At 66.2% G+C, this 15196-nt stretch carries 13 protein-coding genes; 10 read left to right on the top strand and 3 right to left on the bottom strand.

Features of this window, described 5'->3' with window-relative positions; translation table 11 throughout:
- Positions 1-2 precede the first annotated feature (2 nt).
- From CO669_RS00460 to CO669_RS00455, 3 genes are all read left to right on the top strand, one after another.
- A complete protein-coding gene (locus CO669_RS00460) occupies positions 3-1622 on the top strand; it encodes an ABC transporter ATP-binding protein (RefSeq protein ID WP_198963742.1) in 1620 nt (539 codons plus the stop codon).
- 367 nt (positions 1623-1989) lie between these two features.
- Positions 1990-2163 carry a hypothetical protein gene (locus tag CO669_RS35800; RefSeq protein WP_198963741.1) on the top strand — a complete coding sequence of 58 codons (174 nt, stop codon included), beginning with the start codon at positions 1990-1992 and terminating at the stop codon, positions 2161-2163.
- Positions 2160-2369, top strand: a complete 210-nt coding sequence (locus CO669_RS00455) for a hypothetical protein (protein ID WP_097657257.1) — start codon at positions 2160-2162, stop codon at positions 2367-2369. The genes CO669_RS35800 and CO669_RS00455 overlap by 4 nt, the downstream gene beginning before the upstream one ends.
- Before the next feature lie 46 nt (positions 2370-2415).
- Here CO669_RS00455 and CO669_RS00450 read toward each other — a convergent pair whose 3' ends face one another.
- Both CO669_RS00450 and CO669_RS00445 read right to left on the bottom strand, forming a co-directional pair.
- The gene (locus CO669_RS00450; protein ID WP_097657256.1) at positions 2416-2694 is read right to left on the bottom strand and encodes a hypothetical protein; all 279 of its coding nucleotides are present in this window, start codon (positions 2692-2694) and stop codon (positions 2416-2418) included.
- 38 nt (positions 2695-2732) lie between these two features.
- Positions 2733-3497 (bottom strand): ArsR/SmtB family transcription factor, encoded by a 765-nt coding sequence (locus CO669_RS00445; RefSeq protein WP_097657255.1) that lies wholly within the window; start codon positions 3495-3497, stop codon positions 2733-2735.
- A gap of 113 nt (positions 3498-3610) precedes the next feature.
- Here CO669_RS00445 and CO669_RS00440 point away from each other — a divergent pair, with 113 nt between their 5' ends.
- From CO669_RS00440 to CO669_RS00420, 5 genes are all read left to right on the top strand, one after another.
- On the top strand, positions 3611-4012 hold the full coding sequence (locus CO669_RS00440) for a RidA family protein (RefSeq protein WP_097657763.1): 402 nt from the start codon (positions 3611-3613) through the stop codon (positions 4010-4012).
- An 83-nt stretch (positions 4013-4095) separates the two neighbouring features.
- On the top strand, positions 4096-4416 hold the full coding sequence (locus tag CO669_RS00435; RefSeq protein WP_097657254.1) for a hypothetical protein: 321 nt from the start codon (positions 4096-4098) through the stop codon (positions 4414-4416).
- Between the two features lie 224 nt (positions 4417-4640).
- The gene (locus CO669_RS00430; protein ID WP_097657762.1) at positions 4641-5366 is read left to right on the top strand and encodes an outer membrane protein; all 726 of its coding nucleotides are present in this window, start codon (positions 4641-4643) and stop codon (positions 5364-5366) included.
- A 164-nt stretch (positions 5367-5530) separates the two neighbouring features.
- Positions 5531-7681, top strand: a complete 2151-nt coding sequence (locus tag CO669_RS00425) for a methyl-accepting chemotaxis protein (protein WP_097657253.1) — start codon at positions 5531-5533, stop codon at positions 7679-7681.
- A gap of 194 nt (positions 7682-7875) precedes the next feature.
- Positions 7876-8937 carry an MBL fold metallo-hydrolase gene (locus CO669_RS00420; protein WP_097657252.1) on the top strand — a complete coding sequence of 354 codons (1062 nt, stop codon included), beginning with the start codon at positions 7876-7878 and terminating at the stop codon, positions 8935-8937.
- A gap of 40 nt (positions 8938-8977) precedes the next feature.
- On the opposite strand, the gene aroQ is transcribed toward CO669_RS00420, so the two are convergent.
- Positions 8978-9409 carry a type II 3-dehydroquinate dehydratase gene (aroQ, locus tag CO669_RS00415; RefSeq protein WP_097657251.1) on the bottom strand — a complete coding sequence of 144 codons (432 nt, stop codon included), beginning with the start codon at positions 9407-9409 and terminating at the stop codon, positions 8978-8980.
- Between the two features lie 341 nt (positions 9410-9750).
- On the opposite strand from aroQ, the gene hemA reads away from it, so the two are divergent.
- Both hemA and CO669_RS00405 read left to right on the top strand, forming a co-directional pair.
- Positions 9751-10980 (top strand): 5-aminolevulinate synthase, encoded by a 1230-nt coding sequence (gene hemA, locus CO669_RS00410; protein WP_097657250.1) that lies wholly within the window; start codon positions 9751-9753, stop codon positions 10978-10980.
- Between the two features lie 364 nt (positions 10981-11344).
- Positions 11345-14854, top strand: a complete 3510-nt coding sequence (locus tag CO669_RS00405; RefSeq protein ID WP_097657249.1) for a PAS domain-containing hybrid sensor histidine kinase/response regulator — start codon at positions 11345-11347, stop codon at positions 14852-14854.
- The last annotated feature ends 342 nt before the right edge of the window (positions 14855-15196 follow it).

The raw sequence follows: 15196 nt of genomic DNA, 5'->3' as shown, positions 1-15196 counted from the left end.
CGATGACCGCCCCGCCTGCCGTCGCCATCAGGAATCTGCGCATCGCGCTGCCCAAGGGTGCCGAACGTCCGTTCGCCGTCGACGGGGTCTCGCTCGATCTGCGGCCCGGCAAGATCGTCTGCGTCGTCGGCGAATCCGGCTCCGGCAAGTCGATGTGCGCGCATGCGCTGATGGGCCTGCTGCCCGACACGGTGTCCGTCACCTCGGGCGAGATCCAGTTCGAAGGCCGCGACCTGCTCAAGCTCGACGACGACGGCTGGCGCGACCTGCGCGGCCGCAGGCTGGCGATGATCTTCCAGGAGCCGATGACGGCGCTCAATCCCCTGATGCGGATCGGCGACCAGATGGCCGAGATGTTCGAGGCGCACGGCCTGCTGACGCCGAAGGAACGTCGCGCCAAGGCCTTGTCGCTGGCGCGCGAGGTCGGCCTGCCCGACCCCGAGCGCATCGTCCGCGCCTATCCGCACCAGCTCTCCGGCGGCCAGCGCCAGCGCGCCATGATCGCGATGGCGCTCGCGCTCGAGCCGGCGGTGCTGGTCGCGGACGAGCCGACCACCGCGCTCGACGTCACCACGCAGGCGCAGATCCTCAAGCTAATCCGTAACCTGCAGCGCAACCGCAACATGGCGGTGATGTTCATCACCCATGACTTTGGCGTGGTCGCCGACATCGCCGATCAGGTGGTCGTGCTCCGCCACGGCAAGGTCGTGGAGGAAGGCCCGGCAGCGACGGTCTTCAACGCGCCGCAGCACGACTACACCAAGGCGCTGCTCGCCGCCGTGCCCTCGATGGACCCGCCGGCACGCACGCCGCTCGACGACCAGGCCAAGGCGGTCGAGGTGATCGGGCTGGACAAGACCTACGTGACGTCGGGCGGCTGGTTTCGCGAGGACCGCCGCGTCGATGCCGCGCGAGCGGTCAATTTCGACATCTTCAAGGGCGAGACCCTCGGCCTCGTCGGCGAATCCGGCTCGGGCAAATCGTCGGTGGCCCGGCTCGTGATGCGGCTGATCGAGGCCGACCGCGGCACGGTGCGGATCGGCGAGACCGACCTCACCTCTCTCACCGGCAAGGCGCTGCGCACCGAGCGGCATCGCATCCAGATGATCTTCCAGGATCCATTCGCCTCGCTCAATCCACGGCGCAAGATCGGCCACATCATCGCGGACGGTCCGATCGCAGCCGGCACGGATCCGAAGGTCGCGTTCGATCGTGCCCGCGATCTCCTGAGGATGGTCGGCCTCGATGCCGGCGCGCTCGAACGCTATCCGCATGAATTCTCCGGCGGCCAGCGCCAGCGCATCGGCATCGCCCGCGCGCTCGCGCTCGAACCGGAGATCATCGTCGCCGACGAAGCCGTCTCCGCGCTCGACGTCTCGGTGCAGGCGCAGGTCCTGAGGCTTCTCGAAGATCTCAAGGCGCGCCTCGGACTCTCGATGCTGTTCATCACCCACGATCTGCGCGTCGCCGCGCAAATCTGCGACCGCATCGCGGTGATGCAGCGCGGCGCCATCGTCGAGTTGAAGCCGACCGCGCAGCTGTTCGCCGCGCCCGAGCATGCCTACACGCGCGAATTGCTGGCGGCGGTGCCGGGACGAAAAGAGCGCGCACCGGCGGCTTAAGACGGTGCGGCGTCGGATCACCAGATCTCCGGATGGTTCCAAAAACTTGGCGGCCTCCGGCCGTGAAACATATTGGTCCCTTCCGTATTTGCATTTACGCAATGATCCTTGCCGGTGACGGCAAGGCGTAAAGCCGACACCGGCATTCGTTCGTCTGGCCAATCGCCTTGCAACGAATATGAGGTGGTGAGCGACTTCTCAACCCGGCGCATCGATGGCGCTGGACAGTTGGGATGCCCGGGTGCGCTCACGCGTTTTTGTTCCCTCGTGATCGGCGGCGTCGCTTCAAAGGCGAGGACGGCACCATAGATCGAAATGGAATGATCAACGTCATCTGATGACGGACAGCAATTGATACGGAGCCATCATGGGCGAAGTCATACGATTTGTCTCGAAGTCCGAACGCGAACGGGCGCGTCTCATCCAGGAAGCGCGCGCCATCTACGACAGCATCTTCCCGTCGGCCGATCAGGCTGGCGAGGACAACGACAAGACGCCGATGGGCCGGACATTCGTCGGCGACGGGAGCACCCGGTCGTGATCAAGATCATCGCGGTACTCTGCAGTCTCGCCTCGCCGAGCAATTGTCACGAGCAGCTCGTCACCAGCTCGGATTTTGCCGAGGTCTCGGTGCAGTCCTGCCTGATGGGCGCGCCGCAACTCGCCGATTGGATGAACCAGCATCCGGCCGAGCGACTTGCAGCATGGCGGTGCGTGATCGGAAAGCAGGCCGGCCGGGGAATCTAGCGGAACTCTCCTCCGGCCGGTGCACGCTATCTCAATCTCACTCGTTCTATCGCGTGGTGTTGCTCCAGGTCGGAACGGAATTGGTCACGCCGACCGACGGCCAATTGTACGATCCGATCGAGGGCGCCGTGACGGTGCCGACCGATTGTCCGGATGACCCGTAGGGCTTCGGCTGCGCCGCCGGCGATGCGGCGCCGCCGTAATTCGGCGCCACCACGCCAGCGCTGTAGTGCCGGCTCGACCGCTTCTTGGCCTCGGCCGCGAAGGGCGCAACGAGCAGTCCGGCAGAGACGAATGCGGCAATGGCGAATTTGAAGCCGGTCATGACTGATCCTCCGAAGCTGGCGCCTTGCTGCCATGTGTTCATTCGCCGGACGAAGTCCAGAGGCGCCCGTTCATAACTCCGTGCTCGCGCGAAGGTGCCGAAGCGCGCCCACCGCCGAGGTCGATGCCGAATGTCTTGCGCAAGCCGATCTGGCCGGCCGGCGTGACCCGCACGATCCGGCTGTCGCGGTCCCGCCTCAGCCAGCCGCGCTCGAGACAGCACCGATTGATCTCAGCGCCGACGTGCCCGGCGATATGATAGCGGCGCTCGCTCCAGTCGAGGCAGGGACGGCAGAAGATCCGCCTGCTTCCGGATTTCGGTCCCAGCTCCGCGCCGAATGCCGAGAGGAAGTTCAGCCCTGCTGCCGTCACCTCCCCGCCGTCATCCGCAAGGACGACGTGCCCTCCGGCGACCAGGGCATCGGCGATCGCGACGCCCAGATGGCCGGCCAGATGATCGTAGCAGGTGCGCGCGAAGCGGAGCCGGTCATCGGTGGCCGAGCGCGGCTGATGGCGCTGCGGAACCTCGATCGCGGCGACCGCCTTGATGCCTTCCAGCATCCTGGCAACCAGTGGCGAGGCGATGCGGTAGTAGCGGTTGCGACGCTTCTGGGTCACGTCGAGCAGGCGCGCCCCGACCAGCTTGCCGAGATGTCCACTCGCCGTCGATCTCGATATCCGCGCGCGCGAGGCAAGCTCGCTCGCGGTCAGCGCCTGTCCGCCCATCAGCGCCGCCAGCATCGTGGCCCGCGCGGTGTCACCGACCAGCGCCGCCACCTCGACCATGTTTGCCGCTGCGACCATGGCGAAATCGTATCGTGACGGCCCGGGTGCGGCAACGGGCATGGTTTGGCGGCCACCGAACCATTGGATCCGACGGCGACCTACGCTGGCTTCCGCAGGCCGTGGAGAGCGACATGAAGAGAATTCGCGTGGAGCCGATATCGACCTATCTGGAGCGCCGCCGCAAAGGCCCGGTCCATCCCGTCGTCATCGCCGAGGGTCTGGTCTACCTGTCCGGCTTGCCGCCGTTCGATCCCGAGACGGGCGACGTCAGGCCGCTGCCATTCGAGCGACAGGCCGAGATCGTGCTGGACCAGATGCAGCGGTGCCTGGAGGCAGCAGGATCATCGCTGTCGGAGGTGATCAAGTGCAACGTCTATTGCACGCCGGACCCCGCGCATTTCACCGCGTTCAACGAGGTCTACGCCCGCTACTTCCGGAACGAGGCGCCGGCGCGCATCTTCGTGCACGTCCCGTCATGGCCGGGGCCGTTCGACATCGAGGTCGATTGCGTCGCGCTGGCGGGACGCCGATGAGATTGTCACGCGCGGCCCGCCTTCGGATGGACCCGAATCAGCGCTACTGCATTTCCCTCATCGACTTCCCGCATTGAGGCGACATGACCGGCCCCGAACTGAAGCAACTCCGCGCCGACCTTTCCGATGCCCTCGAGCGGAAGCTCACTGCGGCCGACATGGCAAGGCTCTGCGGATTGCCGGACAAGGGCGGCAGCGACACCATCAGGCGCTGGGAGGTGAGCGGCCCGACGCCGTCGGCGACCAAGGTGCTGCGCGTGCTCGCGATGGCGAGCGAGCGCTATCCGATCCTGGAGAAGTTCGACATCTTCGATCGCCATGACGTGCGCGAGGAGGACCGTCCTGCAAAGCGCGCGGCGTTCCGCCAGCAGATGCGGGACGAGGCGCGCCGGCGCCTTGGTTAACGAAGCGCGCGTGGAAGTTACTCCAACGCTGCCACGTTAAGCCTTCCTTCAGCATTTCTTAAGCCGGCATTAAGCACGAAAACCGATTGCAGCCCAATAAGTTAGGTTGGCTCGCGCTGTGCCATGCATGTGACAGCATTTTCGTCAAAAGCGAGCTATCTGAAAAACCAACGCGGCGCGGAAAGCGCGCCTGCCGGGGACATTGAGTGCTGGAGTTCGAGACCATGAAGAAGATTCTGTTTGCAACCGTTGCGCTGCTCGTGGTGGGCGCTGCTGCGCCGGCCGTCGGTGCCGATCTCGGCAACCGCAACTACTACAAGGCCCCCGCGCCGGCCTATGCCGCGCCGATCTACAACTGGACCGGTTTCTACATCGGTGGCCATATCGGCGGCGCGTTCTCGAGCGACAACAATTTCAGCGGCCTCTCCACCGGCAACAACGGCAACGGCCGTTTCCTCGGCGGCGTGCAGGTCGGTGCGGACTGGCAGTTCCACCCGAACTTCGTGGTCGGCGTCGAGGGCCAGTATTCCTGGCTCTCCGGCAGCGTCGGCGCCGTGTTTCCGGGCGGCATCGCCTACACCAACGACCAGCGCGGTCTCGGCTCGATCACCGGCCGCGTCGGCTACACCTGGGGTCCCGGCCTCGTCTACGTGAAGGGCGGCTACGCCTATTCGGACAACAACGAGAAGGTGACCGTCGGCGGCGTGCCGGCTGCCTTCATCATCACCGGCGACCACCGCAACGGCTACACCGTCGGTGCCGGCCTCGAATACATGTTCGCCCCGAACTGGTCGGCCAAGGCCGAGTACCAGTACTACAATTTCGGCGACGCGAGCTTCACCGCGGGTCCGCTCACGGGCACCGGCAGCTTCACCACCGACGACCACACCATCAAGGCGGGCGTCAACTACCGCTTCAACTGGGCGAGCCCGGGCGTCGCGCGCTACTGATCGGTTACCACAACCTTACCATGACGATGCGGCCGGCGATCTCGCCGGCCGTTCTTTTTTCGCCCTGCGGAACGACCGCAAGCTTTTGCGGAGATTGCGAATTTTTAACCGGCGGTGCCGATACTGCCGGCCACAAAGATAAGCAAGAGCTGGGGGAATTTTCGATGGCGATCCGTCTGGGGCTTGGCCGCTTGGGCCGTTTTCTGCCTCGCTTCAAACTGCCGACATGGGGCGTGCGCGGCAGCCTGTTCACGGCCTTCGCGGTGATCGCGGGCATGGGCCTCGTGATCGCGGCCGGCGCGGGCCTGGCGCTGCAAAATCTCGGCGGACGCATGACCGAGCTGAGCGGGCGGGACATTCCGCGCCTTGCCGCCAGCCTTCAATTGTCGGCACTGAGCGCGAGTCTGGCGGCCCAGGGACCGGCCCTGCTCGCGGCGCAGAGCGAGGAGGCCCTCAACGAGCGCACCAAGAAGCTCAGGGAATTGCAGGAGCAGACCCAGCAGAAGCTCACCGAGATCATCCAGCTCGGCGGCGACAAGAGCGTCGTCTCCGGCCTCAGCGAAACGATGAAGAGCATCAACGAGGCGGCGCAGAGCCTCACCAAGGCCGCCCGCGAGCGGCTGGATATCGCCGCGCTTCACGAGAAACAATATGATGCGCTGCGCAACGCGCAGGGCTCCTTCGTCGGCGCGGCCAGTCCGGCGATGCTCGACGCGCAGACCCGGGTCAACGCCATTCTCGGCTCGGCCGACCTGTCGGCCGCGGATGCCAGCGACGCCGCGCAGACCGTCGGCCAGCTCGGCAACGTCGTCGCCAGCGGCAATCTGGCCGCCGCCGACATGAGCGCGGCGCTGTCCGCGAGCACCAGCGACAAGCTCGACGACATCCAGAAGGAATTCAAGACGGCACAGGGCCGCCTGCGCTCCAACCTCGATCTGTTGCCGGACAATCAGGGCAACAAGATGCTGCGCGAGTCGGCGGAAAAGCTGCTCGCGCTCGGCACCGGCAAGACCGGCGTGTTCAATCTGCGCGAGAAGGAGCTCGACTCGATCGACTACGGCCAGACCATCCTGGACGAGACGCGCAAGCTCAATGTCGGCCTCGGCATCAGCGTGCAGCAGCTCGTCGACGGTGTGCAGAAGGAGACCAACGCCTCGACCTCCCAGGCGCAGCAGGAGACCTCGCTGGCGACGACCGTGATGCTGGCGCTCGGCTCCCTGATGCTGGTCGGCTCGGCGCTGTTCGTCTGGCTCTATGTCGGCCGCAACATCCTGCGCCGCATCCGCGAGCTTCAGCGCGCCATGCAGCTGCTGTCGGCCGGCGACCTCGACACCGAGATCGTCCGCTCCCGCCAGAACGACGAGATCGGCGTGATGAAGGAAACGCTGACCGTGTTCCGCGACAGCATGATCGAGGCCCGGGCGCTCGCCGCCGAGCAGGACAAGGACCGTGTCGCCAAGGCCGAGCGCGCCGCGCGCATGGAAGCGAAGATCGCCGAATTCGAGAACACGGTGCGCTCCGCGCTCGACAATCTGGCGCAGTCGGCCAATTCGATGCAGTCGACCGCGCAGAGCATGTCGACCACCGCCGACCAGTCCAACGCGCTGGTGAACGCGGTCGCCTCCGCCGCCGAGGAGACCTCGGTCAACGTGCAGACCGTGTCGTCGGGCACCGAACAGCTGTCCTCCTCGATCGAGGAGATCAGCAAGCAGGTCGTCACTTCGGCCGCGATCGCCAAGAAAGCGGTCGACGAGGCCGGCGCCACCGACGCCACGGTGCAAAGCCTCGCCGACAGCGCGAGCCGCATCAGCGTCGTGGTCGACCTGATCCAGACCATCGCCTCGCAGACCAATCTGCTCGCGCTCAATGCCACCATCGAGGCGGCGCGTGCGGGCGAGGCCGGCCGCGGCTTCGCGGTGGTTGCCTCCGAGGTGAAGAGCCTCGCAAGCCAGACCGCCAAGGCGACGGAGGAAATCCGCACCCAGATCGCCAGCATGCAGGACATCACCACGTCGGCAGTCGGCGCCATCCAGGGCATCGGCCGGATCATCGGCGAGATCGACAACGTGACCACGACGATCGCGGCCGCGGTCGAGGAGCAGGGCGCGGCGACGCGCGAGATCGCCCGCAACATCCAGCATGCGGCCGGCGGCACCAGCGAGGTCTCCAGCAACATCGTCGGCGTCTCCACCGCCTCCGCCGAGGCCGGCGCGGCCGCGAACGAGGTGCTCGGCGCCTCCGACGCGCTCCGCCGCGAGGCCGACATGCTGCGCGGAGAGATCGACGCGTTCCTCAACAACATGCGGGCGGCGTAAGGACGCCGTCCCGTAGCCGTAGCCCGGATGGAGCACAGCGTAATCCGGGATCCGTGCCACAAGCGCGGAAGCCCCGGATTGCGCTGCGCTCCATCCGGGCTACGGAAAAATGCTGCGGTATGACCGCCATGCGGAGACCACGGGCCAGCCTTTTTCGGCTGGCGCCCCGCCCGCGCTGGGTTTAAGCGGGTAACATGAACGCAAAATCCGACACCGCCCAGTCCTCGGCCGAGGCACTGCGCTATCCCTGGGAACAGCATCCCGGCCACGACGAGATCGTCGAGGTCAGGCCCGGCGTGTTGTGGGCACGGCTGAAATTGCCGTTCCGCCTCAACCACGTGAACATCTACCTGCTCGCCGACGGCGACGGCTATGCGATGGTCGATACCGGCTTCGGCAACGAGGAAACCATCGAGGCCTGGACCAAGCTGTTCGACGGACCGCTGAAGGGCATCACCATCACGCGCCTGATCGTCACCCACTCCCACCCCGACCATGTCGGACTGGCGGGCTGGGTGGTCGAGCGCTTCAATTGCCCGCTGGTGATGTCGCAGGTCGAATATCTGCAATCGGTCTATCACCAGAACCGCGGCACTGCGGAGCGGCAGGAAGCGCAGCGGCTGTTCTTCCGCCGCCACGGCATGGACGAGTCGCTCACCGAGAAGCTGCTCGGCCGCGGCCAGGATTATCTCAAGCGCGTCTCGGTGCTGCCGCCCTCCTACCGCCGCATCTCCCACGGCGAGGACGTCGTGATCGGCACGCGCCGCTTCAAGGTGATCACCGGCGGCGGCCACGCGCTCGACCAGGTGATGCTGTACTGCGCCGACGACAAGCTGTTCCTCTCCGCCGACCAGGTGCTTAGCAAGATCTCGCCCAATGTCAGCGTCTGGGCGGTCGAGCCCGACCAGAACTCGCTCGGCGAATATCTGGCTTCGCTCGCCAGCCTCACCACGACGCTGCCCTATGACGTGCTGGTGCTGCCGGGCCACGGCGTGCCGTTCTACGGACTGAAGACCCGCATCAAGCAGCTCGCCGACCACCATGAAGAGCGCTGCCGCCTGATCGCGGAAGCCTGCCGCGAGGTGCCGCAGACCTCGCGCGCTCTGGTGCCTGTTGTCTTCAACAAGCACGTGCTCGACGAGCACCAGATGGGCTTTGCCGCCGGCGAGCTCGTCGCGCACGTCAACTACATGATCGTCGAGGGCCGCCTGACGGCCGAGACCAAGGACGGCGTGCTGCAGTTCAAGACGACGTGAGCTCTTCGCCTCTCCCCGCTTGCGGGGCGAGGGAGCCGCCTCACTTCATATTCGCGATCGCGTGCAGCGCTGCGATGTAGCCGAACGGCCCCAGCCCGCAGATCACGCCCGTCGCCACGAACGAGATCTTGGAGTGACGATGATATTCGTCGCGGGCGTGGATGTTGGAGATATGCACCTCCAGCACCGGGGCCTCGAACGTCTTGATCGCGTCCATGATCGCGACCGAGGTGAAGGAGAAGCCCGCGGGATTGATGACGATGGCGTCGGCATCCTGCCGCGCCGACTGAATCAGGTCGACCAGCACGCCTTCATGGTTGGACTGGTGGAAGGCGAGCTTGAGGCCGAGCTTGGCCGCGACCGCCTCGCAGCTCGCATTGACCTCTGCGAGCGTCGTCGTGCCGTAGATGTGCGGCTCGCGGATGCCGAGCATGTTGAGGTTGGGACCGTTGAGGATCATCACGCGCTTCATCGGGCGTCCTTTCGCATGAGCTTGCCGGGCGCCGATCCGCGCCTCGCAGACTGCAAGGCTACGACATCGGCGCGACCGGCTCAGCCATCATGGACCGAGCGTGCCCCATGGACAAAATGTCCAAGCCGGCTGCAACGGTCCCTGCGCTTTCCGCCAGCCTCGGTCCGCGCCGGCGGGCAAGTGTTAGGCGTTTGATCCACATCAACTATCCCCCGCGACGGGGCGCTATCAATATACCCGCACGCCTCGCCACAAATGTGTGCTGGCGCATAGACATTGGAGCTGGAAAAGCTCTAAAAACGAGTGGCCGCCGTGGCCGGGTTCCGTTGCAGGTTTTGCCGATGGATTACAACCAGTTCTTCGATACCGCCCTCGATCGTCTCCATGCTGAACGGCGCTACCGCGTGTTCGCCGACCTCGAGCGCACCGCCGGCCGATTCCCGCACGCGGTCTGGCACTCGCCCAAGGGCAAGCGCGACGTCGTGATCTGGTGCTCCAACGACTATCTCGGCATGGGCCAGCACCCGAAAGTGGTCGGCGCCATGGTCGAGACCGCGACGCGCGTCGGCACCGGAGCCGGCGGCACCCGCAACATCGCCGGCACGCATCATCCGCTGGTCCAGCTCGAAGCCGAGCTCGCCGATCTCCACGGCAAGGAAGCCGCGCTGCTGTTCACCTCGGGCTATGTCTCGAACCAGACCGGCATTCCCACCATCGCCAAGCTCATTCCGAACTGTCTCATCCTGTCGGACGAGCTCAACCACAATTCGATGATCGAGGGCATCCGCCAGTCCGGCTGCGAGCGGGTCGTGTTCCGTCACAACGATCTGGCCCATCTCGAGGAGCTGCTGAAAGCGGCGGACCCGAACCGTCCGAAGCTGATCGCCTGCGAGAGCCTCTATTCCATGGACGGCGACGTCGCCCCGCTCGCCAAGATCTGCGATCTCGCCGAGAAATATAACGCGATGACCTATGTCGACGAGGTCCACGCGGTCGGCATGTACGGCCAGCGCGGCGGCGGCATCGCCGAGCGTGACGGCGTCATGCACCGCATCGACGTGCTGGAAGGCACCCTCGCCAAGGCGTTCGGCTGCCTCGGCGGCTACATCGCCGCCAACGGCCAGATCATCGATGCCGTGCGCTCCTATGCGCCGGGCTTCATCTTCACCACCGCGCTGCCGCCGGCGATCTGCTCGGCCGCGACCGCCGCGATCAAGCATCTGAAGACCTCGAACTGGGAGCGCGAGCGCCACCAGGACCGTGCTGCCCGCGTCAAGGCGATCCTCAACGCCGCCGGCCTGCCGGTCATGTCGAGCGACACCCACATCGTGCCGCTGTTCGTCGGCGATCCCGAGAAGTGCAAGCAGGCCTCCGACCTCCTGCTCGATGAGCACGGCATCTACATCCAGCCGATCAACTATCCGACCGTTCCCAAAGGCAGCGAGCGGCTGCGCATCACGCCCTCGCCCTATCACGACGACGGCCTGATCGATCAGCTCGCCGAGGCCCTGCTGCAAGTGTGGGAGCGTCTCGGCCTGCCGCTGCGCGAGAAGTCGCTGGCGGCGGAGTAGGCGTTTTTCTTCTCTTACCCTCCCCTGGAGGGGGAGGGTCGCTATGCATGGAGCGAAGCGGAATGCATAGCGGGGTGGGGTGACAGCCCCTCCACGAACACACTGCCCGTGCTGAGAGATCACCCCACCCCGCTCGCGCTTCGCGCGATCGACCCTCCCCCTCCAGGGGAGGGTAAGTGTCCCCGGTGTCCTCCTACAGCTTAACGACAACCCCAGTTCCCGCCTCCGTCCGGCATTTCGCTGTCGCTTGCGCCCGCCCAACGCGCTAGATTTGCTTGGAAATTTACTTGGATAATGAGACCGGGTGCTCTTGCGCCTGGGGAAGATCGGGCGCCGCCGGCGCCCTGGAGGAAGCGCGTTTCCCATGCTGCACGACTGGGGCGTGATCGCCGCCGCCTTCGGCTATATCGGCTTCCTGTTCCTGGTGGCGAGCCATGGCGACCGCCGCTCGCCGGCCGGGCGCGGCCGCGCCTCCGGGCTGATCTATCCGCTGTCGCTGGCGATCTATTGCACCTCCTGGACCTTCTTCGGCTCGGTGGGCTTTGCGACGCGCACCTCGACCGACTTCCTCGCGATCTATGTCGGCCCGATCCTGATGATCGGGCTCGGCGCCGGCATCCTGCGTCGCGTGATCCAGCTCGCCAAAGCGCACAACATCACCTCGATCGCCGACTTCATCGGCGCCCGCTACGGCAAGAGCCAGGCGGTGGCGGCCACCGTCGCCGGAATCGCGATCATCGGCTCGGTGCCCTATATCGCGCTGCAGCTCAAGGCGGTCGCCTCCTCGCTCGCGACGATCCTGAGCGAAGACCAGGCCTTCTCCCACATCCCGATCGTCGGCGACGTCGCGCTGATGGTGACGCTGGCAATGGCGGCCTTCGCGGTGCTGTTCGGCACGCGACAGACCGACGCGACCGAGCACCAGCACGGCCTGATGCTGGCGGTGGCGACCGAATCCATCATCAAGCTGGTCGCCTTCCTCGCCGCCGGCATCTTCGTCACCTTCTGGATGTTCTCCCCGCACGAACTGATCGAGCGCGCCATGAAGACGCCGGAGGCGGTGCGCGCCATCAACTATTCGCCGTCGATCGGTAATTTTCTCACCATGACGCTGCTGTCGCTGTGCGCCATCATGCTGCTGCCGCGCCAGTTCCACGTCAGTGTCGTCGAGAATTCGTCCGACGCCGAGGTCGGCCGCGCGCGCTGGCTGTTCCCGCTCTACCTCGTCGCCATCAATCTGTTCGTGATCCCGATCGCGCTCGCCGGCCTCGTCAGCTTCCCGTTCGGCGCGGCCGACCCCGACATGTACGTGCTGGCCCTGCCGATGGAGGGCGGCGCGGACCTGCTCAGCGTCGCCGTCTTCGTCGGCGGCCTGTCGGCGGCGACCGCGATGGTGATCGTCGAATGCGTCGCGCTCTCGATCATGGTCTCGAACGACCTCATCGTGCCCCTGGTGCTGCAGCGGCGGCCGGAGGGGCGCACCGGCGGCGCCGATTTCAGCGACTTCCTGCTGCGCTCGCGGCGGCTCGCGATCTTCGCCATCATGGTGATGGCGTATTTCTACTACCGCGCGCTCGGCAACACCCAGCTCGCGGCGATCGGCCTGCTGTCCTTTGCCGCCATCGCCCAGCTCGCGCCGAGCTTCTTCGGCGGGCTGCTGTGGCGGCGCGCCACCGCGCGCGGCGCGATCGGCGGCATGCTGGTCGGCTTCGCGGTGTGGCTCTACACGCTGTTCATGCCGAGCTTCATGGATTCCTCCACGGCAGGCATCCTGTGGCTCCAGCACGGCCCGTTCGGCATCGAGGCGCTGCGACCCCAGGCGCTGTTCGGCGCCGACCTGCCGCCGCTGATGCACGGCGTGATCTGGTCGCTGTCGCTCAACATCCTGACCTACGTGCTGCTGTCGCTGGCGCGCAGGCCCTCGTCCATCGAGCTCTTGCAGGCCGATCTGTTCGTGCCCAACACGCTCGCGCCGATCTCGCCGAGCTTCCGCCGCTGGCGCACCACCGTCACCGTTCAGGACATCCAGACCACCGTCGCGCAATATCTCGGCCCCGACCGTGCACGGCATTCCTTCGAGGCCTTCTCCGCGCGGCGCAATCTGCGGCTGGAGCCCGGAGCACCTGCCGATTTCGAGCTGCTGCAGCACGCCGAGCACCTGATCGCCTCCTCGATCGGAGCGGCCTCCTCGCGCCTCGTGATGTCGCTGCTGCTGCGCAAGCGGACGGTGTCGGCGAAGGCCGCGCTGAAACTGCTCGACGATTCGCACGCGGCCCTGCATTTCAACCGCGAGATCCTCCAGACCGCACTCAACCACGTGCGCCAGGGTATCGCCGTATTCGATGCCGACCTGCAGCTGATCTGCTCCAACCGGCAGTTCGGCGATCTCCTCAACGTGCCCCCGCACATCGTCCAGTTCGGCACGCCCCTGCGCGAGATCCTGGAATTCATGGGCGTGAGCGATCCCGAAAACCAGGCCGACCGCGAAGCGATGATCGAGCAGCGGCTGGTGGCCTACACCACCGACAGCGAGCCATATCTCGAACGCCTGCCGGAACGCCACATGGTGATCGAGGTGCTCACCAACCGCATGCCCGGCGGCGGCTTCGTCATCACCTTCACCGACGTCACACCCACCTTCGAAGCCGCCGAAGCGCTCGAGCGCGCCAATGCGACGCTGGAAAAGCGCGTGCGCGACCGTACCGAGGAGCTGACGCGGCTGAACTCCGAGCTGGCGCTGGCCAAGAGCGCGGCCGAAGACGCCAGCATCTCCAAGACGCGCTTCCTCGCCGCCGCCAGCCACGACATTCTCCAGCCGCTGAACGCGGCGCGGCTCTATGTCACGAGCCTGGTCGAGCGCCAGCACGGCGGCGAGGAAACGCGCCTGGTCGAGAACATCGACGAATCGCTGCAGGCGATCGAAGAGATCCTCGGCGCGCTGCTCGACATCTCCAGGCTGGACGCCGGGGCGATGACCACCTCGATCTCGAGCTTCAAGATGGCCGACCTGATGCGCTCGCTGGAGATCGAGTTCGCGCCGATCGCGCGCGCCAAGGGCCTCGAGCTCGCCTTCGTGCCCTGCTCGCTGCCGGTCGAGTCGGATCGGCTGCTGCTGCGCCGCCTGCTGCAGAACCTGATCTCGAACGCGATCAAATACACCCCGCGCGGCCGCGTGCTGGTCGGCTGTCGCCGCCAGGGCGCCTCGCTCAAGATCTGCGTCTACGACACTGGCGTCGGGATCCCGCCGGTCAAGCGCGGCGAGATCTTCAAAGAGTTCCACCGGCTCGAACAGGGCGCGCGGATCGCGCGCGGCCTCGGCCTCGGCCTGTCGATCGTCGAACGCCTTGCGCGCGTGCTCAAGCACGGCATCGCCATCGACGGCAACAAAAGCGGCGGCTCGGTGTTCTCGGTGACCGTGCCGACCGCCAAGGCGATCACCCACACCGCCGCCGTGACCAGCGCGACGCCGCTGGCGCGCACGCCGATCTCGGGCGCGCTGATCGTCTGCATCGAGAACGACGCGGCGATCCTCGACGGCATGCGTACGCTGCTGAAGGCGTGGGATGCCGAGGTGATCGCGGTCGCCGATCCCGAAGGCGCGATCGCCGCGATCGAGACCGCCGGCCGCCGCGTCACCGGCCTCCTGGTCGACTACCATCTCGACCGCGGCAACGGCATCGCCGCGATCCGCGAGATCCGCCGCCGTTTCGGCGACGGCATCCCCGCGATCCTGATCACCGCCGACCGCAGCCCCGCCGTGCAGGTGGCCGCCCGCGACGAGAAGGTCGCGGTGCTCAACAAGCCGGTCAAGCCGGCCTCGCTCCGCGCCCTGCTCGGCCAGTGGCGCACGCAGCAGATGGTGGCGGCGGAGTGAGTGGCGCGGCTGGTCAAGACCGGCCGCGGCTTTGAATGGCCCACCGCGTCATTGCGAGCGCAGCGACTTGTCCGCCGAAGCCTCGGGCTAAGGCGGAAGCAATCCAGAATCCCGCGGAGAGATTCTGGATTGCTTCGTCGCTTCGCTCCTCGCAATGACGGAGCATGAGGTGATGGCTCGCTCCCCAATTGACGCCGTCATTCCCCGCGAAAGCGGGGAATCCAGTACGCCGCGGCTTTTCGGTTCAGTCACTGCCGTCTCGGAATACTGGATCGCCCGGTCCTAGTGCGCAATTGCGCACTGGCCGGGCGATGACACCAATTGTGTGGCTACAGACACGTC

Source organism: Bradyrhizobium sp. Y36 (assembly GCF_002531575.1).
Lineage (GTDB): Bacteria > Pseudomonadota > Alphaproteobacteria > Rhizobiales > Xanthobacteraceae > Bradyrhizobium.
Note: the sequence above shows the minus strand (reverse complement) of the source record. Positions and strands in the feature narration are given on the sequence as shown.

What these genes read in the sequence shown, in the direction of transcription:
- CO669_RS00460 (WP_198963742.1), top strand. Translation starts at nt 3, where the DNA reads ATGACCGCCCCGCCTGCCGTCGCCATCAGGAATCTGCGCATCGCGCTG.
- CO669_RS35800 (WP_198963741.1), top strand. Translation starts at nt 1,990, where the DNA reads ATGGGCGAAGTCATACGATTTGTCTCGAAGTCCGAACGCGAACGGGCG.
- CO669_RS00450 (WP_097657256.1), bottom strand. Translation starts at nt 2,694, where the DNA reads ATGACCGGCTTCAAATTCGCCATTGCCGCATTCGTCTCTGCCGGACTG.
- CO669_RS00445 (WP_097657255.1), bottom strand. Translation starts at nt 3,497, where the DNA reads ATGGTCGCAGCGGCAAACATGGTCGAGGTGGCGGCGCTGGTCGGTGAC.
- CO669_RS00440 (WP_097657763.1), top strand. Translation starts at nt 3,611, where the DNA reads ATGAAGAGAATTCGCGTGGAGCCGATATCGACCTATCTGGAGCGCCGC.
- CO669_RS00435 (WP_097657254.1), top strand. Translation starts at nt 4,096, where the DNA reads ATGACCGGCCCCGAACTGAAGCAACTCCGCGCCGACCTTTCCGATGCC.
- CO669_RS00430 (WP_097657762.1), top strand. Translation starts at nt 4,641, where the DNA reads ATGAAGAAGATTCTGTTTGCAACCGTTGCGCTGCTCGTGGTGGGCGCT.
- CO669_RS00425 (WP_097657253.1), top strand. Translation starts at nt 5,531, where the DNA reads ATGGCGATCCGTCTGGGGCTTGGCCGCTTGGGCCGTTTTCTGCCTCGC.
- CO669_RS00420 (WP_097657252.1), top strand. Translation starts at nt 7,876, where the DNA reads ATGAACGCAAAATCCGACACCGCCCAGTCCTCGGCCGAGGCACTGCGC.
- aroQ (WP_097657251.1), bottom strand. Translation starts at nt 9,409, where the DNA reads ATGAAGCGCGTGATGATCCTCAACGGTCCCAACCTCAACATGCTCGGC.
- hemA (WP_097657250.1), top strand. Translation starts at nt 9,751, where the DNA reads ATGGATTACAACCAGTTCTTCGATACCGCCCTCGATCGTCTCCATGCT.
- CO669_RS00405 (WP_097657249.1), top strand. Translation starts at nt 11,345, where the DNA reads ATGCTGCACGACTGGGGCGTGATCGCCGCCGCCTTCGGCTATATCGGC.